Genomic DNA, 19,822 nt, shown 5'->3' with positions numbered 1-19,822 from the left:
TACCTTTGGAACGCTTTCAAAAGTGAAAAAGAGATAATAGACTGTGGTAAAATTTTTCCGCTCCGGCAACCCGCTGACGGTTTTGCTGTTGTTAATATATACGTTACTGGTAAAGTTCTATTACCTGCTGCACCCGTCCACCTTCCTGGCAGACGGCTCAGAAGGCTTATTATATGACCTGTTCGTAAAATGGATCCAGCGGGCGATAGGGACAAGTCCTTACCTGTTTACCAGCCTTGCCATCCTGGTATTGCTGCTACAGGCATTGCTTATTACCAAGATCATCAATCACCAGCGTCTATTTGCCAAGCCAACTTATTTACCGGCTATGAGTTACATGCTCTTTACCTCTCTGCTGGAGGGATGGAATGTGTTTTCTCCTGCTTTGCTGGTAAATCTGATCATGTTATGGGTATTTTCCAGCATCACACTTCTGTATACACGTACTTCCGCCAGGGATGTAGTGTTTAACATTGGGTTTGCCCTGGGGGTATGTAGCCTGTTTTATTTCCCCTCTGTCGTTTTCTGCCTGCTGTTATTGCTTAGTCTGCTTATTATGCGGCCTTTCAGGCTGGCAGAGTGGATTATTGCTTTATTGGGGCTGATATGCCCGTTATACCTGCTGGGTACTTATCTCTATCTTACTGACCAGTGGAGCCTGTTTGCAAGGATTCCACGCATAGGCGTCAATATTCCGGTAATCGCACATTATAAGGTGTGGGGAGCCGTGGTGGCCAGTATCTTCTTTTTCAGTTTGGGTTGGCTATTATTGCAACGAACTATTAAGAAGATGTTGATCCAGGGCCGCAAAATATGGAGTGTGCTGATTGTATATGTGTTTGTCGCGATGGTAGTGCCTTTCTTTAATGTACATTTTTCTCCCTCTTACTGGTTACTGGCAGTATTGCCACTTTCTATGTTCGTCGCCAACGTATATTGGTCTATCAGGAACAACACTGTGGCCAACCTGATCCATATCATAACATTAGTATATGTTATTGTAATGCAGTATTTCAGTCATTAATCTTCTGCAGGTATTTGTTAAAACCGGATGAGCGGCCATTGAAATGTGCAGACGGCGCTGTAATTTTGTACCTTTTCCGGTAATTTCGTAGAATGATTTAAGCTGTTAAAATGCCGGATAGAAGCAGGAATTAATATTTTAGATCATAAAATTCAATTAATTAGATATGAAATTTGGCGTTGTCACCTTCCCAGGCTCTAACTGTGACCATGATATGATTGATTCATTGCGTAATGACCTTGGTCAGGAAGTAATAGAGTTATGGCATAAGGACAAAGACCTGAGTAAGTTCAGCAAAGAAGATTGCATTGTTCTGCCAGGTGGGTTCTCTTATGGTGATTATCTGCGCTGTGGTGCTATTGCGCGTTTCAGTCCGATGATGCAGAGCATAATAGAGTTTGCCAATAAAGGTGGTCGTGTAATCGGTATCTGTAATGGTTTCCAGATTCTTTGTGAAGCAGGTTTACTGCCTGGAGCGCTGTTACAGAATGGTAATCAGCAGTTTGTATGCAAGAATATCTTCCTGAAAAGTGAGAATACTGTAGCTGCCATGACCAAAGATGTAACTGGTCGTCCTTTGATGATTCCGGTAGCACATGGTGAAGGCCGTTATTATGCTGATGATGCTACTTTGGAAGGACTGTTTGCCAACAATCAGGTATTATTCCGCTATTGCGATCAGTTTGGTAATGTAGTGGATGAAGCTAATCCAAATGGTGCGATGCGCAACATTGCAGGTATCTGCAATAGTCAGCGTAACGTATTTGGTATGATGCCACATCCGGAAAGAGCTACCAGATCTGTGTTAGGTAATACAGACGGTCAGCTGATCTTCCAGAGCCTCATCAACAATAGTAATTGATAAGATCAAAACACCAATAATCAACCAACCAACCAGTTAAAAAACGATTATGAGAAAAGTAATGACAGCATTCTTATTGCTTGCTCTGCCAATATTGGCGAGTGCGCAGATAGAGAACCCGGTTAAGTGGAGCTTTACTTCTAAAAAGATCAATGCAACTACATATGAACTGCATATGACAGCTAATATCGATGGTGGTTGGCATTTGTATGCACAGGTTGCTGGCGAAGGCCCGGTACCAACTTCTTTCAAACTCAATAAAAATCCTTTGGTAGTACCTACAGGTAAAATTGAAGAAGTGGGTAAACTGCACAAGGCATTTGATAAGAACTTTGATTCCGAACTAAAATATTACGAAAGCCAGGTAGACTTTGTACAGAAAGTGACTGTAAAAGGTAAAGCAGCTACAAAAGTAAAAGGTACTGTAGAATTCATGGTGTGCGATGACCACCAATGTCTGCCTCCTAAAGAACTTGAATTTGCCATCAGTGTTGGCGGAAAATAAACATCATTTTTAGTAATAATCTGATAAACGAGTTCTCCAGGGAACTCGTTTATCATTTAGAAGAATACAAAGTCTCTAAAGCCTATTATTTATATGAAGCAGTTGCTAACGTTTATCATATTAATCGCCGCTACTTTTGGAGTAAAAGCACAGGATACAGCTTCTCCGGTTGTAGCTAAGTGGGAATATACAGCAGAGAAGAAAGGGGAGAATGAGTACCTGCTACATTTGAACGGTACAGTGGAAAAGGGCTGGAAGTTATTTTCCACCACTATGAAAGATGATGATCCCAATACCCGTGTAGTAGTAGATAGCGCAGTCACTATTACAAATATCACAGAAGAAGGTAGTCTGAAAAAACAAAAGGAGCCTTTATTTGATAACCTGGAAATTAAATACTTTGAAGACAAAGTATCATTACTGGTAACTGTCAAATTGAATGGTCCGGTAAAAAAGCTGGAAGGTGCCATTAATTATATGGCGTTGAAGGGAGAGGAAGTAGTTGGTCCGGAAGAAGTGAAGTTTAAATTTAATGTGGATGCAGCAGGCAATCTCGTGAATGTAGCTGCTGGTTTGCAGGCTTCTGCTGATGCGGAAAAAACACTTAAACGTACCACTATCGATCTTGAACATCCGATAAATGATTGTGGTGGTGTTGGGCACGAAGAAGGTAAAAAAGGATTGTGGAGTCTGTTTGTATTGGGTATGCTGGGTGGTTTCATTGCCCTGCTTACTCCCTGCGTATTCCCAATGATCCCTTTAACAGTATCTTTCTTTACCAAGAAATCCCAGGATAAGAAGAAGGGAGTTATTCATGCTGCTACCTATGGCTTCTTCATTTTTCTCATCTATGTATTACTGAGTTTACCTTTCCATTTTCTCGATTCACTGAATCCGGAAATACTGAATAATATTTCTACAAACATCTGGTTGAATCTGGCCTTCTTTGTTATTTTCATAGTATTTGCAATTTCCTTCTTTGGTTATTTTGAGATAACAATGCCAAGCAGTCTGGCCAGCAAAGTAGATGCTAAAACCAGTGTAGGAGGTACTATTGGTATCTTTTTCATGGCGCTTACATTAGCGCTGGTATCATTTTCCTGTACAGGACCTATCTTAGGTTCTCTGCTTGCAGGCTCATTATCTACAGATGGTGGTGCTATTCAGCTCACAGTGGGTATGGCTGGTTTTGGTTTTGCACTGGCACTGCCTTTCGCGTTATTTGCTATGTTCCCGGGTTGGTTGAATTCATTACCTAAATCCGGTAGCTGGCTGACGTCAGTAAAAGTAGTATTAGGTTTCCTGGAAATAGCGATGGCTATCAAATTCCTGTCTAATGCTGACCTGGTAAAACATTGGGGTATTTTAAAGAGAGAAGTGTTCTTCGGTATCTGGATCATTATCGGTTTCCTGATTGTATTATATCTGTTAGGTAAGATCCGTTTCCCACACGATGCTCCATTGAAAAAGCTGAGTCGCCCACGTTTGATTCTGGCATTGCTTTTCCTTGCATTCACTCTTTATCTGATCCCAGGCGTTACTAACACTAAATATGCTAACCGTGCATTGATCAGTGGTTTTCCTCCACCACTCAGCTATAGCGTTTATGGTGAAGATGCAGCCAAAGGAAAAGGGGTAGAAGCGAATGTGGTCAACGATTATGATGAGGCGCTGAAACTGGCAAAAAAACTTAACAAACCTGTATTACTGGACTTTACCGGCTGGGCATGTGTTAACTGCCGTAAAATGGAAGAAAACGTATGGCCGAAAGAGGAAGTAAAAGTGTTGATCGAAAAAGAATATATACTTGTATCTCTCTATGTGGATGACCGTAAATTACTTCCGGAAAATGAGCAATTCCTGTTCACAACCAACACTGGCCATAAAAAGGAAATTAAAACGATAGGAGATAAGTATGCTACTATGCAGACAGAAAACTTCGTGAATAACTCCCAGCCATTTTATGTGCTAATCAGTCCGGACGAGAAATTACTGACAAGACCAGTAGGTTACACACCTGACGCGAAAGCATATGCAGCGTGGCTGAAATGTGGATTGGAAGCGTTTAAGAAATAGTATAAACTTTTATTTAAAAAGACTCCGTCTTTGATCACCATTGATAACCAAAGACGGAGTCTTTTTCTTTTATTGTATAGCAATAAATGAGAGTTCTTCTTTTTTAATAGTAGAACATTTTATTTTTAATGGATTTATTCTGGTCCCCAACTTTTTATTAAAATAAATGATGAGGGTATTAAGATGTCTGAGTGCTTTCTCAAAATGAACATCATAAGTAAGAAATACTTTTTGTTCATTTAAATTATCATCTTTCTCATTTACGAGATATCTGCTCCTTCTGGAAAGGGATTGTAACTTTACATAGGCCAGATATTCTGTTTGTTCCAAAGCACTTCCTTGACGAATAGAGGATGCACTATGCGGATTGATAGCATCCTTAACATCTACATGAGTTCTGTACTGCATATCATGGTTTGCAAGATGTGCATTAATTAAACGTACAGCAACATAATAGCAAGAGGTAACCTGCCAGTCAATATACCCGGCAGGATTGGAACTATTAATATTTTCCAGGAAACTTATATTATGTTTGGCCTGGTTAACATGGTCTAAAAACTGAGGCACAAAAAAGGTATTAATAAAGTTAACAAAGTTCTATATAATGATTTGGTATGTTGAGATTATCTCTGTTTTCAACAATAGTAGTTGTAAGGTCATACCCTATATTGTGATAGATGCCATTGATTTCTGCTTCAATCATCAATAATCGATCTTCAGTTTCGGTGTCATCATCTTTAATTTGTGCCCAGACTAAGATTTCACAATTATCCATGTCAAAGGCCATTTTAACGGGTAATTTTTCTCCAATTACTTTTTTCAGATAAGATAAAAGCAGTTGCTTTATGAAATAAATCTTGGAACTGTTATGGCTTGCAAGGGCAATTTCATCCTGATTGCCTCTCATTAGCATATCATACGTCTCCATAACTTGTTTAGATGCAATATCTGCATCCAGCATAAATTTATCGGCCTGAATGCTGGAAATGAATTCGTGAAACCATTTATCCCTGTCAGCTTGCACCTGTGTGTTTGCTATCATAATCTTGGGGATTTTAAACGAAGGTAGTTTTGGTCTACCAAGGTAATAAAGTTAGTTTTTTTTCTGTTCTAAAATACTCTTCTATATTTAAATAATTTCAATTGCCGTTTGTATTTGAATCATGACTATACAATTTTGCCACATTGATTTTGTTTCAGAAAATGTTATTTTAATGTATTAATAATCAGATTTTTATGGGGATTATTTTTTGTTATTCCACATTAAGACATATAAATTAGTGTCTGTAAATCTCAAAACATTAATGCTAAATGAATATGGCTACACATGAAGAAAATAACAAATCAATTAAATCTGATACTCGGGAAATAGAATCTCAGGATGAAAGGTTTTCTGCGTTTATTATTGACCGCTATAGGGAAAGATTCGTTACGGCTGAAAGGGAAAAGAAGGTTTTACTCAATAGATTAACTGCTATAACAAAAGGTAAAAGGATTATATTGGAAAGTAAACGTCGACCTGTAGGGATATAGAGTTGTTTTTACATTCAGGATAATTCATCTGAAATGCAGGCAATTATCGAAAAAGTAAGTGACGTTGTGGCAAAAGAAAATGCGAAATCTGATAGTACTTTAAATACACTTCAAGAATTCGTGCGAGTAGTGGATAATTTAGAGAAGATGGGATATGTTTCCAAACGAGGTTATTTTATTCCACCAGTTGATACTATTGGGAAAACTTATTACAACAAATTTAATAAGCGGTCTTATTAAGCTAAATAGAAGGAGGGAATTTCCCTCCTTTTCTATTAGAGAAAATAGTTCCCCAAATTTTTGATCACCATTGGAGACCTAAAACGAATAGAGTTCTTCTTTTTTAATAGTACTTTTTAGCCGGCCTCAGTTCCTATAACTTTGCCATTACCTTGTTTGTCCAAGGGGTCTTAATACCAGCTCATTTACTGTTATATTTCCCGGTTGACTTATCGCATATATAACCGCATTTGCAATGGCCTCTTCGTCCATTTTGGGCATGCCCTGTAAGTTTCCGTAAATTGCCTTAATCTTCGGACTGGTAATATCATGGCCTAATTCAGATTGGGTGGCTCCGGGGTAAATTGTTGTTACTTTTATAGTTTGTGCCACCTCTTCACGAAGCGTATCCATGATGGCCCGTACTGCGAATTTAGTACCTGCATATACACCTATCCCTGGTGTGGTTTTTAAGCCACCTACCGATGAGGTAGCAAGAATATGGCCCTGTCCTCTTTTCAACATATGTGGGAGCACTGCGTTAATGCCATATAAAACGCCTTTAATGTTGATATCGATCATCCGGTCCCATTCATCTACCAGCCCTTCATCAAAGAAAGAGATTGGCATGATACCCGCATTATTCCATAATACATCTATTTGACCAAACTTTTCTATTGCCTGCTTAATAAGGTTATCCAGATCGGAACGCCTGGTCACATCTGTCTTTACGTACATGGAGTTGTCTCCCAATTCCTGCACCATAGTTTTTAACTGATCCTCACGACGGGCAGCCAATACAACTTTAGCTCCCAGTTGGACCAATTTACGGGCTGTAGCTGCACCCATGCCACTGCTGGCACCTGTTATTACAACAACTTTGTTTTTTATACCTTCCATTTGTAATTATTTTTAGGATACAAAATTGGTACAAAAGCTAGCGCGAAAATTATGCAAATCAAATCAATTGTTATTCCCGTCAATCATTTGCCTGCGAAAGTGATTTGGTGTTTGACCTGTATGTTTCCTGAAAAAAATATTGAAATTAGAAGCGTGTTCAAAACCCAGACAATAACCGATTTCTGCTATATCCCAATTACTATTGATGAGCAAATCCTTTGATTCATTTATGATTCTTTCACTTATATGTATTGAAGTGGTTTTACCCGTTACTTCTTTCAATGATTTATTTAAGTGATTCGGATGTATAGATAACTGTTTTGCAAACTCACCTGGGTTTTTAAGCTGAAGGATATGTTGTGGCGAGCTGATAGGAAACTGACGTTCCAGTAGCTCCAGGAACAGTTCGGTAATGCGGATGGAAGAAGAGCTTGTCGCATTGATATTTTCAGGTGTGCTCATCTTTAGAGCCTCATGTATTATAATCTGAACATAGTTAAGTAACAATTCATATTTGTTCGTATATGCAGCTGTTATTTCCACTAGCATTTGTTCAAAAATCCCTACCATCAGATCCATAGATTTTTGAGATGGAAACAATACAGGATTGCCATTTACCTTAAATAATGGCGACTCAGACAGCTTTTTTGATTTTAGTTGATGATGTATGAATTCCTCGGTAAACATACAGAAATAGCCTGTTTGTTTTTCTGAAATACGTTCCCAGGAATATGGGATCATTGGGTTTCCGAAAATGATTGCGTTATCTTTTATATGGAACGATTTATCGGCATAAGAAAGCAGTCCCTCACCTTTACAAATCAGGGATATTTTATAATAATCTCTTCTGATGAGTGGAGATGAATTTCCTTTATAAAATTCATCCACTTTATAAACATTGAAGCGCCCCGCTTCAGAATAATTCCTGCCGCTCCGTTCAAGAAAATCAGTCACGTTCTCCTTTCTTCTCATACCGCAAAATTATGAAATTCAAATATAACAAAAAGGAGTGGGGTCAGTTATCTGGATGAACTGATTATTTGTAATAAATTGCAACTATGACAAAAGAAGAATATAAAGACTCATTTGATGAAGAGGATGCCGTGGGATGGTTATCCATAGATAAAAAACTGGAAGAGATTTATGGAGATACCGAACCCAGACATTACGCTCCTGCTCTCCATTATGCAATTGGAGGTGAAGATCCAATTGATGGCTCCAGTATTTATGATAGCGAAAAGCAATCTTTTCACAGGCATATTATCAGTTATGGTATGTCGGAATTATACTATAATGAGGAGAAGATTGGCGAGCCATTCAGTAAATGGGGATTTGAATTTACCTTCAGGATCAAACCGTTTGAAGAGGATGAAAAAGACCCTTTATGGGCTATCCAGGTAATGAACAACCTGGCAAAATATGTATACAGCAGTGGTAAATGGTTTGAGGCATATCATTTCATCCCCGCAAATGGGCCTATAAGGCTTGAAACTGACACCGATATTGTAGGACTGGCATTTGTACCAGACCCTGAACTGGGGGTAATCCAGACACCGCATGGCGAAGTTTCTTTCTTACAGATGGTGGGACTTACTACTAAAGAAACAGAACGTTTGCTTGCTAATCCTAAAACGGATGAAGTGGAAAGGCTGATCAATGAAATGAGGGAAACAAATCCCTTACTGATTACTGATCTTAAAAGAAAAAGCTAATGTATGAAACGCCAGTTGTACATAACTGCAGATGGCTCCCATACAATTGTACTTCCGGACATGCAGGTTACCTATCATAGTACTTATGGTGCCCTGCAGGAAAGTCGTCATATATTTATACAAGCCGGATTGAAATACGTAATGCCAAAAGACAGCATCAATGTATTTGAAATGGGATTTGGTACAGGATTAAATGCTCTGCTAACGGTGCAGGAATCTATTCAGAGCAGATGTCACGTCTATTACCAGTCTGTTGAATTATATCCTCTTTCAATGGAGGACGCAGAAGGTCTCAATTATACAACACAGCTGAATGATTCATCCGAAACATTCTCCTTGCTGCATAGTAGCAAATGGGAAGAGGATATAATGATCAATCCTCTTTTTACCTTACATAAATCACATGATTCCATTACCCATCTGTCCGTGAATAAACATTTCCATGTAATTTATTACGATGCTTTTGCTCCCGATGTACAACCCGAATTATGGGAACCTGTTATTTTTGAGAAGTTATACAACTGGTTACATCCGGGCGGGGTGCTCGTTACCTATTGCAGCAAAGGAAGTGTAAGAAGAACCATGCAATCCGCAGGACTTAAAGTGGAAAAACTACCTGGTCCGCCGGGTAAAAGAGAAATATTACGCGCTATAAAAATAAACTGAAACCCTGTTGGCCACCTTTTAACTATTGGGTATTGATGTTGTTAAATGGCTACTTTAATTGAGGGATGACTATAGGTAGAACATATATAAAACATACCTTGGACATCCTTTGAACACATTTATGCGAACTAAGGACGTCCAAGGTACGTCCAAAGGACGTTCAACCTACGAAGCAACTATAGACTCACTACGAACTCACTATAGACTCACTATTAACTTGCTATAGTAACTCCTCTTGAAGTTACAATTTTGTCATCAGATGTGGTATTGTGAAGTCTTAAAAAAATGATCTTTTTTTAAGATTTCACAGTCTTAGTATACCTGGTTAGGACGTAAAGGAATAACCTTCCAGTTCTGCTACTTTAATTTTGCTTTGTTCCCCGGTCACCATATTTTTTACACTCAGCATTCCTTCCTGTATCTCACTTTCTCCCATAATAATCACATAAGGAATACCGCGTTTATTTGCATACTTCATTTGTTTATCCATCTTCGCCGGCTCATGAAATAATTCTGAGGCAATGCCTCTTTCACGTAGTTGCATCAGGAGATTAAATGCAGTACCTGCTGTATTAGCATCAAGGTTCAGGAATAATACGCGGGTGCTCTGTTGTGCCGTAGCAGGGAATAATTGCAGTTCTTCCAGGACATCATAGATTCTGTCTACACCGAAAGAAATACCTACGCCTGAAAGTCCTGGTAATCCAAACAAACCGGTAAGATCATCATAGCGACCACCGCCTCCAATACTGCCCATTTTAACGGTAGCAGGGGCTTTCACTTCTACTATCATACCTGTATAGTAATTCAGGCCGCGGGCCAGTGTTACATCCAGAATAGGAGTTGTTTTAAACGCAGTTGGTTGTGTATGCAGTACGTATGAAATTTCTTCAATGCCTTTCAATCCTGTGGCAGAATTTTGCAATAAAGTACGAAGCTGTTGCAATTTTTCTTCATTGCTTCCCCGGATGTTCAGGAAATTTTCTATCACTACAATTTCATTTTCTGCGAGCCCACGTTCCTGCAATTCCTGCTTCACTTTTTCCACACCTATCTTATCCAGTTTATCTATCGCGATAGTGATATCAGTCAACAGAGCAGGCTGCCCTATTACTTCTGCCAACCCGCTCAGGATCTTACGGTTATTGATCCGCAGTTCATAGCCCGACATGCCCAACTTAGTGAATACCCTGTCATAGATCAGCAGCAATTCTATTTCGTTGAGGAGAGAATTACTTCCTACCACATCTGCATCGCATTGGTAAAACTCGCGATAGCGACCTTTTTGTGGCTTATCGGCCCGCCATACCGGTTGCATCTGGTAGCGTTTAAAAGGCAATGCCAGTTCATTCTGGTTCATTACTACATACCGTGCAAAAGGAATGGTAAGATCATAGCGCAATGCTTTCTCACATAATAAAATACCCAGTTCCCGGCTATCTTTAGCTTGTTGTGCCCGACCTAATATATCTCCGTTATCGAGTATTTTGAATATCAGTTTATCTCCTTCCTCACCGTATTTTCCGGTGAGTGTATCCAGATTTTCCATGGATGGTGTTTCCAATGGCTGGAATCCAAACAGTTCAAATGTTTCACGGATCGTCTGGAAAATGTATTGCCTTTTTCTTACCACAACAGGACCGAAATCGCGGGTACCTTTTGGTATACTGGGTTTTATCATTATCGTTCAGTATTATTAATTATTTTTTCGCAGGCCTTGTAGACCATATTATACACAGGTTCAAACAGTGCATCATCATACCACGGATCTGGTACAGGCTGCTGATCATCAAGGAGTAACTGTACTTTAGCCTTATCAGAATCGGTACGTGCTTTCTTCAATACATCCCTGTAATTATCCAGATCCATCACATAGATACGATCAAACACGCTAAAATCTGTTGTCTGGAACTGTCTGCCACGCAGAGAGGATATGTCAATACCATACCGGCGTGCAACGGCTACAGACCTCCGGTCTGGCGGATCTCCAACATGCCAGTTTCCTGTGCCTGCGGAATCTATTTCCCAGTTAAGTCCCTTTTCTTTGGCAAGATGCCTTAAAATTCCTTCTGCCAGCGGCGAACGGCAAATATTGCCGAGACATACCATTAAAACCTTCATAATTTGCGCAAACCTACACGATTTTAGGCAGATTAGCCACCCCGGGCACTTCTTCCATCTTTTTATGGAAATATCCACTTTTGGCATCTATATGGTAATACTATACTATCACTTTGTGCGTATATAGGTTTAATGCAAAAAAGACCGGAATTATAGTATTTAACACGCCTTTAACAAGTTTGGAGAATAATAATCCGTTGATCGATTTGACTAATATGTATGATGGTGGTGGTTATTATATCTGCTGTAGTGGCTGGTTTAGGGAAATATGTTTAAGGAGTGTACCTGTTTTTTTTAACATTTTTCTAAAAGAACAGGTATTTGTTTAGAAATTTTTTTTTGTATACTTGTAATTCGCAACAATGCAGATGCAACACGAACAACCAGATAACGAACAGAAAGGAACAGATTCCCGCACGTATGAAAGATCGGGCAAAAAGGGCATAGGAATTAATTACCGTGCACTGGGAGAATTAGTAAGAGGTCTATTTTTTATACTCTTTGGATTGTATGCCTGTTTTGCAGAAAAGCTAGGTATTGGCCACTTTGCAGTATCTCAGAATATTTTAAATATTTTGGGAGGGGTATTAATTGCCTATGGGCTTTTCCGTGTATATAGAGGGGTGAAGAATACATTTTTTAAAAAGGACTAACCAGAAGAGCTATGTATACCAGACTAATTAAACGGAATCAGGCTTATATTGTACTGCTGGCACTTGTAACAATCATGCTGGCATCATGCGGAGAGTCTAAATCAGAAGCGGAGAGGGATACACAAACGTCTGGTACTATCCGGATCAGCGTGGACGAAACCTATAAGCCATTAATTTCATCAGAAATAAAAGTATTTGAATCTTTATATCCAAAAGCTCACATTATTGCAGAATACAAACCGGAAGCGGATTGTTTCAAAGACCTGCTGACAGATAGTGCCCGCCTGGTAATTGTAACAAGGGATTTCAACGATAAAGAGATCACATTCTTTAAAGAGCTGAAGATAACACCGCAAAGCATGCTATTGGCATGGGATGGAATTGCACTGATTACTAATAAAAGTAATGCGGATTCTATCCTCACCATGGATCAGGTGCGTAAGATTATGGACGGTAGCGACACTGAAAAGAAATGGCAGATTGTTTTTGATAATCAGAATTCAAGTACCGTAAGATTTATACGTGATTCAATCAACAAGGGAAAACCTTTACCTGCCAGTGTAATGGCGGCAAAAACAAATCCCGAAGTAGTTGATTATGTGGCTAAAATGCCAAATGCACTTGGAGTAATAGGGGTGAGCTGGATCTCTGATCCGAACGACTCTTCCTCTATAGAATTTAATAATAAAGTGAATGTAGTTAAGGTGCGCGCAGATTATGGTTCGGAATTTGTAAAACCATATCAGGCATATATTGCTCTGGGATCATATCCGCTGAAACGTGGCTTCTTTTATTGTTTAAAAGAACCCTATTCCGGACTGGGATCAGGCTTTGCCACTTTCCTGGGAAGTTATGAAGGGCAGATGGTAATTGGGAAATTCAGGTTGTTCCCCGCAAGGTTGAACATCGTATTCAGGGAAGCAAATATTAAATAGAAAAAACTAACACAACTAAAAATTTAAAACCGGAGTGCTCATGACCAGACGGAAAAGTTTAATCGTAGCCATGTTGTGCGTCGCTAACGGCGCAATGGCCCAATCCGTAGAAGATGGATTGAAAGACCTGTATTATGGTAAGTATGAAACAGCCAGACAAGACTTTGACAAAGTTATTACAGCTAAACCTACTGAGGATAAAGCATATTATTACCAGGGTATAGCACTGCTGGGACTGAACGATCAGGCCGGTGCTGCTGCTGCTTTCCAGAAAGGATTACAGGCAGTTCCTACCTCTCCTTTACTGCAGGTTGGGTTAGGCCGTTTAGACCTTTTGAAAGGAGATGCCGCTGCTGCCAAACAGAAGTTTGAAGCTGCCAGCACTGTTACTCAGGGACGTGATGGAGATGTAGCCCGCGCTATTGCAGATGCAAGTGCCGACATTAAAGGTGGCGACCGCGGTTATGCAGTAAGCATCATGGAAAGGCTGCTGAATAACGAAGGCCGTAAAAAGAAAGAACAATACACTGCTAAAGCAGTAGACTATATCGAACTGGGTGATGCTTACCGTCAACTGGGTGGTGAAAATGGTGGTAAAGCCATCAATACCTATGAGAAAGCATTGGAACTGGAACCAAACAGGGCAGAAGCAGTTATGAAACAAGGTCTGGTAAACTATAATGCCAAACTGTTGCAGGATGCGGTGAATGATTTCACCAAAGCTACCAACATGGACCCTCAGTATGCACCTGCTTTATACGAACTGTACCAGTTCTATATTACCAAAACCAAAGCCCAGTTCTCTCTGGAAAACGCTGCCAAATATCTTGAACAATATATGGCTGTTGTAGGTGAAGGTGCCGGTAAACTGGAAAATGAATACAACCTTGCTGCTATCTCTTTCTACAAGAAAGACTATGATGCTGCTATTACCAAGGCTAAGGCTGTACTGCCAACTGCTACAGAAGGTTATAAAGATAAATTTACCCTGCTGTTAACAGATGCTTACCTGCAGAAAGGTGATACCGCTACAGGTAAACAGGTAATTGATGAGTATGTGAAGAGCGTAGGGGAAGCTAAATTGCAGCCTAATGATTATAAACTGCTGAGCGCTATTTATCAGGCTAAAACTAAAGACTCTGCCCAGGCGGTTATCAATGATTCACTGGCATCTTTATACCTTGAAAAGTATGCATTGGCAGACACCGCCAAAGATGTTGAGAAATACAGAAATGTAGCTGAAACATTCAAAAGCATGCGCGATTTTAAACGTGCTGCTCAATGGTATGGTAAACTGGTAACTGACTTTACCGATGAACAGAACACCGGTAAAATACAGGATCAGTTCTTCAAAGGTACCTGGGAAATATATGCACGTGAATATGATCTGGCAGATTCTACCTTTGGTTCGTTTGTAGCAAAGTATCCTACTCAGGAGGCTTTAGGTACTTATTGGAGAGGTCGTGCCAACATGGCCAAGGATGCAGATGCCAAATTAGGTGCCGCATTACCTCACTTCCAGCATTTCTTTGAAATCAAGGGTGAAGAGAAAGTGAACAAGCCGGCTTTGCTGATGTTCCCTTACCAGTACCTGATGATCTATTACTATAACAAGGATGATCTGACCAACATGAAAACCTGGATGGACAAAGTAGTAAGCCTTGATCCTAACAATGCTACCGTGAAAGCGATCCAGGAAAACCTGGCAAACAGGGCCAAAACAGCTAAACCAGCTGCTCAGGGCAATAAAAAGTAACATAAACGTGTTCATAATATAGGAACCCCGGCAACTGCCGGGGTTTTTTTATTTCCGATTGGCGAAAAAAGATAATATTTTAATCCTTCATAGATTTGATTTTTGGTATAGTTAGCCTATTTTTGCGCATTCGGAGAAATGTTCATCATATTTAGGGAAGCTTATGTTTACAGACACAGTATTATTGTCGGCAACAACTCCATTTAGCTATTTTCCAATAGTCTTACAGCTAATTGCTGCGCTCGGCTTTGTGGGTCTCACTATGTTTGCGACACACTTTTTGGGCCCAAAACGTAAAACGAGCGACAAACTCGTTACCTTTGAGAGTGGTATCGAGCAAAAAGGAAACGCACGCCAACCAGTAGCCATTAAATATTTCCTAACAGCCATCCTGTTCGTATTGTTCGATGTGGAAGTGATCTTCTTCTATCCTTATGCAGTGAATTTCAGGGAGCTTGGTTGGGAAGGCTTTATGGCCATGTTACTCTTTGTAGCCTTCTTTATGGGTGGTTTCATCTATATCCTGAAGAAAGGTGCGTTAAAATGGGAAGACTAATACAATCAATTGTTGGTCAAATCTGATTCTGAAATATTTAAATCTGAAATGGTATGTCTCGTCCGGTTCAGTATAACGAAAAAGTGAAGTCTGTGGATATACCCGAAGGGTATTCCGGAGAAGGTTTTTTTGCTACCTCTTTCGATAAAGTGATAGGTCTGGCACGTAAAAATTCCATCTGGCCGTTGCCTTTTGCAACTTCCTGCTGTGGAATCGAATTTATGGCTACGATGGCTTCAACTTACGATATGGCGCGTTTTGGTGCGGAAAGAATGGCTTTCACCCCCCGGCAGTGTGATCTGCTGATGGTGATGGGAACCATTTCCAAGAAAATGGGCCCCGTATTACGTCAGGTATATCTGCAAATGGCAGAGCCCCGCTGGGTAGTTGCCGTTGGTGCCTGCGCCAGCAGCGGTGGTATTTTTGATACCTATTCTGTATTACAGGGTATAGACCAGGTAATTCCGGTAGATGTATATGTTCCAGGATGCCCTCCGCGCCCTGAAGCTATCATTGATGGCTTTATGCGGATCCAGGACCTGGTAGGTCAGGAAAGTATGCGCCGCCGCAACTCTGAAAAATATAAGGACCTGCTGAACTCCTACGGAATCCAGTAATCCACCTAGCTAAAATCGAAAATCCGAAATCGTAATGTCTTTGACAAGCGACTATATAAAGCAAAGATTGGCAGAAAAGTTTGGAGAGTCAATCTCCCAGGTAGAAGAATCCTTTGGGACGCTATCATTTGCAGCACCTAAAGACCTGAACCTGAAAGTAATGCAGTTCCTGTACGATGATGAGGAACTGCAATTTCGTTTTTTAACGGACCTGACTGCTGTACACTATCCCGAAAGGAAAGGAGAAGAGCTGGCTGTGGTATATCACCTCTATAATTTTACACAAAGGGTTAGACTGCGTTTAAAAGTCTATACCAGCGTGGAAGATCCAAAGGTATTTACCGCTACCAAACTGTTCGAATCTGCTAACTGGATGGAAAGAGAAACATACGATTTCTTCGGGGTGGAATTTGTAGGACATCCTAACCTGAAAAGGATCCTGAACGTGGACGAAATGACCTATTTCCCCATGCGTAAGGAATTCCCTCTGGAAGATCAATCGCGTACAGATAAAGACGATGAAATGTTCGGCCGCGGCGGGCATATTGGCATTTAATAAATTATTCGTTGAACATGTCAGAGCAGCAACATATAACACTGCCGGAAGGCTCAATAGAAAGGCAAACGCAAACTCTTAACCTGGGTCCTACTCACCCTGCTACACACGGTGTATTCCAGAATATCCTGGAAATAGACGGTGAACGTATTGTGAGTGCAGAATCTACTGTAGGATATATCCACAGGGCTTTTGAAAAAATTGCAGAACGCCGTCCCTACTACCAGATTACTCCTTTAACAGACCGACTGAACTATTGTTCATCTCCTATCAATAATATGGGATGGCACCTGACTGTAGAAAAACTGCTGGGCGTGCAAACTCCTAAGCGGGTAGACTACATGCGTGTGGTTATCATGGAGCTGGCACGTATTACCGATCACCTGATCTGTAATGGCGTGGTAGGTGTGGATAGCGGAGCCTTTACCGGCTTCCTGTACCTCATGAAGCATCGTGAAACAGCCTATGAGGTGTATGAAGAGATCTGCGGATCCCGTCTTACTACAAACATCGGTCGTGTGGGTGGTTTTGAAAGAAACTTCACACCAGCGGTATTTGAAAAATTAGAGAAATTCCTGAAAGAATTCCCGCTTGCACTGAAAGAGTTTGAATCACTCATGAACCGCAACCGGATCTTCATAGAAAGAACACAAGGGGTAGGTGCTATTAGTGCAGAAAGAGCTATAAACTACGGCTTTACGGGTCCTAACCTGCGCGCTGCAGGAGTGGATTACGATGTGCGTGTGGCTCAGCCATATAGTTCTTATGAAGATTTCCAATTCTCCATACCTGTAGGTACCACTGGCGACTGTTACGATCGTTTCCTGGTGCGTAATGCCGAAATGTGGGAAAGCCTCAGCATTATCCGTCAGGCGCTGGATAAGATCAAAACGCTGCCTTCTGATATCTGGCATGCCGATGTACCGGCTTACTACCTGCCTGAGAAAAGCGATGTATACACAAAAATGGAAGCCCTCATTTATCACTTTAAGATAATTATGGGTGAATCCGATATTCTGCCAGGTGAATTATACAACCCGGTAGAAGGTGCGAACGGTGAACTTGGTTTTTACCTGATCAGTGATGGTGGCCGTAGCCCTTACAGGCTGCATTTCCGCCGTCCCTGCTTTATCTATTACCAGGCTTATGCCGAACTGGTAAAAGGTGCAATGTTAAGTGATGCGGTGATCTGTATGAGTAGCCTGAACCTGATAGCAGGTGAACTGGATGCTTAATTTTTAATTTTTTCTTTCATAGTTATGTTTTCTGAAGAGAAACTGAATAAGGTAAAAGAAATCATTGCCCGCTACCCGCAAGGGAAGCAGAAGAGTGCATTGCTGCCGGTATTACACCTGGCACAGGAAGAGTTTGGCGGATGGCTGAGCGCGGAAACCATGGATTACGTGGCTTCCCTGTTACAGATAACGCCAATCGAAGTGTACGAAGTGGCAACCTTTTACTCCATGTTTAACATGAAGCCGGTAGGCAAACATGTATTTGAAGTATGCCATACAGGTCCCTGCATGCTGCGCGGCTCAGATAACATCATCGACTATATAAAAAAGAAGCTGAACATCGGCGTGGGTGAAACCACACAGGATGGACTCTTCACCCTTAAAACAGTGGAATGCCTGGGTGCCTGCGGTTATGCACCAATGATGCAACTGGGTAAACACTTCCGTGAACACCTTACTCCTGAAAAAGTGGATGAGATCATTAACGAATGCAGGGCAAAAGCAAACTAAATAACGATGGGACGCAAATTACTTTTTGACAAGGCTCATATAGAAAATATCCGGTACTACGATGTATACCGGGCCAACGGTGGTTACGATTCTGCTGAAAAAGCACTAAAGAGTATGACACCGGAACTGGTGCTGGAAGAGGTGAAGAAGAGCGGCCTGAGAGGTCGTGGTGGTGCTGGTTTCCCTACCGGCCTTAAATGGAGTTTCATCGCTAAACCAGAAGGCGTTCCCCGCTACCTGGTGTGCAATGCGGATGAATCTGAACCCGGTACGTTCAAAGACCGTTACCTGATGGAGTTCCTGCCGCACCTTCTGATAGAAGGATTGCTCATCTCCAGTTACACACTGGGTGCCAATAGCTGCTATATCTATATCCGTGGTGAATATGCCTGGATTCCTGATATCCTTGAAGAAGCTATTGCTGATGCTAAAAAGAATGGCTGGCTGGGTAAAAATATCCAGGGTTCCGGCTTCGATCTTGAAATATATGTACAGCGTGGTGCGGGTGCTTATATCTGCGGTGAAGAAACCGCACTGATAGAATCACTGGAAGGTAAACGCGGTAATCCCCGTATCAAACCGCCATTCCCGGCTGTAAAAGGTTTGTGGGACTGCCCAACTGTGGTAAATAATGTGGAAACACTAGCTACCGTAGTGCCTATCCTGCGCATTGGTGGTGAGGAATACGCTAAATATGGTATTGGTAAATCTACCGGTACCAAACTGATCTCTGCCTGTGGTAATATCAACAAGCCGGGGGTTTATGAGATAGAAATGAACATCTCAGTAGAGGAGTTTATTTATTCTGAGGAATATTGTGGTGGTATTGCTAATGGCAAACGCCTGAAAGCCTGTATCCCTGGTGGTTCTTCCGTTCCCATCCTGCCGGCTAACCTGCTGCTGAAAACAGCAAAGGGTGAACCTCGTATGATGACTTACGAAAGCTTGTCCGACGGAGGCTTTGCTACCGGTACGATGTTAGGTTCCGGTGGATTCATTGTACTGGATGAAGACCAGTGTATTGTAAAAAATACCCTCACTTTTGCCCGCTTCTACCATCATGAAAGCTGCGGACAATGCAGCCCTTGCCGTGAAGGTACCGGCTGGATGGAAAGAGTGCTCAAGAATATTGAGAAGGGTAAAGGTAAAATGAGCGATATAGATCTGCTGTGGGATATTCAGCGCAAAATAGAAGGTAACACCATCTGCCCGCTGGGTGATGCTGCTGCCTGGCCGGTAGCTGCTGCTATCCGCCATTTCCGCGATGAATTTGAATGGCATGTGCTGAATCCGGAAGAAAGCCAGGTGCGCAACTTCGGACTGGCACATTATGCTGATCCGCTGGAAATTGCTGCTCCTGCTGCAGTATAAGAATCGATAGTAATA

General features: G+C 41.2%; 22 protein-coding genes. 16 read left to right on the top strand and 6 right to left on the bottom strand.

Going from position 1 to position 19,822, the window contains the following annotated elements; all coding sequences use genetic code 11:
- Positions 1-43: 43 nt before the first annotated feature.
- From BM176_RS03285 to BM176_RS03270, 4 genes are all read left to right on the top strand, one after another.
- Positions 44-1,024, top strand: a complete 981-nt coding sequence (locus tag BM176_RS03285; RefSeq protein ID WP_090099501.1) for a hypothetical protein — start codon at positions 44-46, stop codon at positions 1,022-1,024.
- A gap of 166 nt (positions 1,025-1,190) precedes the next feature.
- Positions 1,191-1,886 (top strand): phosphoribosylformylglycinamidine synthase subunit PurQ, encoded by a 696-nt coding sequence (purQ, locus tag BM176_RS03280; RefSeq protein ID WP_090099499.1) that lies wholly within the window; start codon positions 1,191-1,193, stop codon positions 1,884-1,886.
- Between the two features lie 49 nt (positions 1,887-1,935).
- A complete protein-coding gene (locus tag BM176_RS03275; protein ID WP_090099497.1) occupies positions 1,936-2,391 on the top strand; it encodes a protein-disulfide reductase DsbD domain-containing protein in 456 nt (151 codons plus the stop codon).
- Between the two features lie 93 nt (positions 2,392-2,484).
- Positions 2,485-4,467 (top strand): protein-disulfide reductase DsbD family protein, encoded by a 1,983-nt coding sequence (locus BM176_RS03270; RefSeq protein WP_090099495.1) that lies wholly within the window; start codon positions 2,485-2,487, stop codon positions 4,465-4,467.
- A 69-nt stretch (positions 4,468-4,536) separates the two neighbouring features.
- Here the strand turns inward: BM176_RS03270 and BM176_RS03265 are convergent, their stop codons facing one another.
- Both BM176_RS03265 and BM176_RS03260 read right to left on the bottom strand, forming a co-directional pair.
- A complete protein-coding gene (locus BM176_RS03265; protein ID WP_090099493.1) occupies positions 4,537-5,034 on the bottom strand; it encodes a hypothetical protein in 498 nt (165 codons plus the stop codon).
- A gap of 19 nt (positions 5,035-5,053) precedes the next feature.
- Positions 5,054-5,509 (bottom strand): hypothetical protein, encoded by a 456-nt coding sequence (locus BM176_RS03260; RefSeq protein WP_090099491.1) that lies wholly within the window; start codon positions 5,507-5,509, stop codon positions 5,054-5,056.
- Positions 5,510-6,033: 524 nt separating this feature from the next.
- Between BM176_RS03260 and BM176_RS03250 the strand changes: the two genes are divergently transcribed.
- Positions 6,034-6,240, top strand: a complete 207-nt coding sequence (locus BM176_RS03250; RefSeq protein WP_090099487.1) for a hypothetical protein — start codon at positions 6,034-6,036, stop codon at positions 6,238-6,240.
- 147 nt (positions 6,241-6,387) lie between these two features.
- On the opposite strand, the gene BM176_RS03245 is transcribed toward BM176_RS03250, so the two are convergent.
- Together BM176_RS03245 and BM176_RS03240 are read right to left on the bottom strand one after the other, a co-directional pair.
- Complete coding sequence (locus BM176_RS03245; protein WP_090099485.1) at positions 6,388-7,119, bottom strand: SDR family oxidoreductase; 732 nt, start codon at positions 7,117-7,119, stop codon at positions 6,388-6,390.
- Between the two features lie 63 nt (positions 7,120-7,182).
- Positions 7,183-8,091 carry a helix-turn-helix domain-containing protein gene (locus BM176_RS03240; RefSeq protein ID WP_090099483.1) on the bottom strand — a complete coding sequence of 303 codons (909 nt, stop codon included), beginning with the start codon at positions 8,089-8,091 and terminating at the stop codon, positions 7,183-7,185.
- Positions 8,092-8,177: 86 nt separating this feature from the next.
- Between BM176_RS03240 and BM176_RS03235 the strand changes: the two genes are divergently transcribed.
- Positions 8,178-8,831, top strand: a complete 654-nt coding sequence (locus BM176_RS03235) for a suppressor of fused domain protein (protein WP_090099481.1) — start codon at positions 8,178-8,180, stop codon at positions 8,829-8,831.
- Between the two features lie 3 nt (positions 8,832-8,834).
- Positions 8,835-9,497, top strand: coding sequence for a tRNA (5-methylaminomethyl-2-thiouridine)(34)-methyltransferase MnmC2 (gene mnmD, locus BM176_RS03230; RefSeq protein ID WP_090099479.1), 663 nt, complete (start codon positions 8,835-8,837; stop codon positions 9,495-9,497).
- A 325-nt stretch (positions 9,498-9,822) separates the two neighbouring features.
- Here the strand turns inward: mnmD and hisS are convergent, their stop codons facing one another.
- Positions 9,823-11,178, bottom strand: coding sequence for a histidine--tRNA ligase (gene hisS / locus BM176_RS03225; RefSeq protein WP_177230279.1), 1,356 nt, complete (start codon positions 11,176-11,178; stop codon positions 9,823-9,825).
- On the bottom strand, positions 11,178-11,618 hold the full coding sequence (locus BM176_RS03220; RefSeq protein ID WP_090099475.1) for a low molecular weight protein-tyrosine-phosphatase: 441 nt from the start codon (positions 11,616-11,618) through the stop codon (positions 11,178-11,180). Before BM176_RS03220 ends, hisS begins: the two co-directional genes overlap by 1 nt.
- Positions 11,619-11,980: 362 nt before the next feature.
- On the opposite strand from BM176_RS03220, the gene BM176_RS03215 reads away from it, so the two are divergent.
- The 9 genes from BM176_RS03215 to nuoF all read left to right on the top strand — a co-directional run bounded on the left by BM176_RS03215 (position 11,981) and on the right by nuoF (position 19,807).
- Positions 11,981-12,271 carry a hypothetical protein gene (locus BM176_RS03215; protein WP_090099473.1) on the top strand — a complete coding sequence of 97 codons (291 nt, stop codon included), beginning with the start codon at positions 11,981-11,983 and terminating at the stop codon, positions 12,269-12,271.
- An 11-nt stretch (positions 12,272-12,282) separates the two neighbouring features.
- Positions 12,283-13,206, top strand: a complete 924-nt coding sequence (locus tag BM176_RS03210) for a substrate-binding domain-containing protein (RefSeq protein ID WP_090099471.1) — start codon at positions 12,283-12,285, stop codon at positions 13,204-13,206.
- 40 nt (positions 13,207-13,246) lie between these two features.
- Complete coding sequence (locus BM176_RS03205; protein ID WP_143097686.1) at positions 13,247-14,962, top strand: tetratricopeptide repeat protein; 1,716 nt, start codon at positions 13,247-13,249, stop codon at positions 14,960-14,962.
- 262 nt (positions 14,963-15,224) lie between these two features.
- Positions 15,225-15,518 carry an NADH-quinone oxidoreductase subunit A gene (locus BM176_RS03200; protein WP_255373421.1) on the top strand — a complete coding sequence of 98 codons (294 nt, stop codon included), beginning with the start codon at positions 15,225-15,227 and terminating at the stop codon, positions 15,516-15,518.
- Between the two features lie 53 nt (positions 15,519-15,571).
- Positions 15,572-16,135 (top strand): NADH-quinone oxidoreductase subunit B, encoded by a 564-nt coding sequence (locus BM176_RS03195; RefSeq protein ID WP_090099465.1) that lies wholly within the window; start codon positions 15,572-15,574, stop codon positions 16,133-16,135.
- Positions 16,136-16,169: 34 nt separating this feature from the next.
- Positions 16,170-16,691, top strand: coding sequence for an NADH-quinone oxidoreductase subunit C (locus BM176_RS03190; RefSeq protein ID WP_090099463.1), 522 nt, complete (start codon positions 16,170-16,172; stop codon positions 16,689-16,691).
- 17 nt (positions 16,692-16,708) lie between these two features.
- Positions 16,709-17,926, top strand: coding sequence for an NADH-quinone oxidoreductase subunit D (locus tag BM176_RS03185; RefSeq protein ID WP_090099461.1), 1,218 nt, complete (start codon positions 16,709-16,711; stop codon positions 17,924-17,926).
- 24 nt (positions 17,927-17,950) lie between these two features.
- Entirely contained in the window at positions 17,951-18,436 is a 486-nt protein-coding gene (nuoE, locus tag BM176_RS03180) for an NADH-quinone oxidoreductase subunit NuoE (protein WP_090099459.1), read from the top strand.
- A gap of 6 nt (positions 18,437-18,442) precedes the next feature.
- Positions 18,443-19,807, top strand: coding sequence for an NADH-quinone oxidoreductase subunit NuoF (gene nuoF / locus BM176_RS03175; protein ID WP_090099457.1), 1,365 nt, complete (start codon positions 18,443-18,445; stop codon positions 19,805-19,807).
- Positions 19,808-19,822 lie beyond the last annotated feature (15 nt).

This window comes from Chitinophaga sp. CF118, assembly GCF_900112615.1.
GTDB lineage: Bacteria > Bacteroidota > Bacteroidia > Chitinophagales > Chitinophagaceae > Chitinophaga.
This window is presented reverse-complemented; position numbering and strand designations above follow the sequence as displayed.

What these genes read in the sequence shown, in the direction of transcription:
- purQ (WP_090099499.1), top strand. Translation starts at nt 1,191, where the DNA reads ATGAAATTTGGCGTTGTCACCTTCCCAGGCTCTAACTGTGACCATGAT.
- BM176_RS03275 (WP_090099497.1), top strand. Translation starts at nt 1,936, where the DNA reads ATGAGAAAAGTAATGACAGCATTCTTATTGCTTGCTCTGCCAATATTG.
- BM176_RS03270 (WP_090099495.1), top strand. Translation starts at nt 2,485, where the DNA reads ATGAAGCAGTTGCTAACGTTTATCATATTAATCGCCGCTACTTTTGGA.
- BM176_RS03260 (WP_090099491.1), bottom strand. Translation starts at nt 5,509, where the DNA reads ATGATAGCAAACACACAGGTGCAAGCTGACAGGGATAAATGGTTTCAC.
- BM176_RS03250 (WP_090099487.1), top strand. Translation starts at nt 6,034, where the DNA reads ATGCAGGCAATTATCGAAAAAGTAAGTGACGTTGTGGCAAAAGAAAAT.
- BM176_RS03245 (WP_090099485.1), bottom strand. Translation starts at nt 7,119, where the DNA reads ATGGAAGGTATAAAAAACAAAGTTGTTGTAATAACAGGTGCCAGCAGT.
- BM176_RS03240 (WP_090099483.1), bottom strand. Translation starts at nt 8,091, where the DNA reads ATGAGAAGAAAGGAGAACGTGACTGATTTTCTTGAACGGAGCGGCAGG.
- BM176_RS03235 (WP_090099481.1), top strand. Translation starts at nt 8,178, where the DNA reads ATGACAAAAGAAGAATATAAAGACTCATTTGATGAAGAGGATGCCGTG.
- mnmD (WP_090099479.1), top strand. Translation starts at nt 8,835, where the DNA reads ATGAAACGCCAGTTGTACATAACTGCAGATGGCTCCCATACAATTGTA.
- hisS (WP_177230279.1), bottom strand. Translation starts at nt 11,178, where the DNA reads ATGATAAAACCCAGTATACCAAAAGGTACCCGCGATTTCGGTCCTGTT.
- BM176_RS03220 (WP_090099475.1), bottom strand. Translation starts at nt 11,618, where the DNA reads ATGAAGGTTTTAATGGTATGTCTCGGCAATATTTGCCGTTCGCCGCTG.
- BM176_RS03215 (WP_090099473.1), top strand. Translation starts at nt 11,981, where the DNA reads ATGCAGATGCAACACGAACAACCAGATAACGAACAGAAAGGAACAGAT.
- BM176_RS03210 (WP_090099471.1), top strand. Translation starts at nt 12,283, where the DNA reads ATGTATACCAGACTAATTAAACGGAATCAGGCTTATATTGTACTGCTG.
- BM176_RS03205 (WP_143097686.1), top strand. Translation starts at nt 13,247, where the DNA reads ATGACCAGACGGAAAAGTTTAATCGTAGCCATGTTGTGCGTCGCTAAC.
- BM176_RS03200 (WP_255373421.1), top strand. Translation starts at nt 15,225, where the DNA reads ATGTTTGCGACACACTTTTTGGGCCCAAAACGTAAAACGAGCGACAAA.
- BM176_RS03195 (WP_090099465.1), top strand. Translation starts at nt 15,572, where the DNA reads ATGTCTCGTCCGGTTCAGTATAACGAAAAAGTGAAGTCTGTGGATATA.
- BM176_RS03190 (WP_090099463.1), top strand. Translation starts at nt 16,170, where the DNA reads ATGTCTTTGACAAGCGACTATATAAAGCAAAGATTGGCAGAAAAGTTT.
- BM176_RS03185 (WP_090099461.1), top strand. Translation starts at nt 16,709, where the DNA reads ATGTCAGAGCAGCAACATATAACACTGCCGGAAGGCTCAATAGAAAGG.
- nuoE (WP_090099459.1), top strand. Translation starts at nt 17,951, where the DNA reads ATGTTTTCTGAAGAGAAACTGAATAAGGTAAAAGAAATCATTGCCCGC.
- nuoF (WP_090099457.1), top strand. Translation starts at nt 18,443, where the DNA reads ATGGGACGCAAATTACTTTTTGACAAGGCTCATATAGAAAATATCCGG.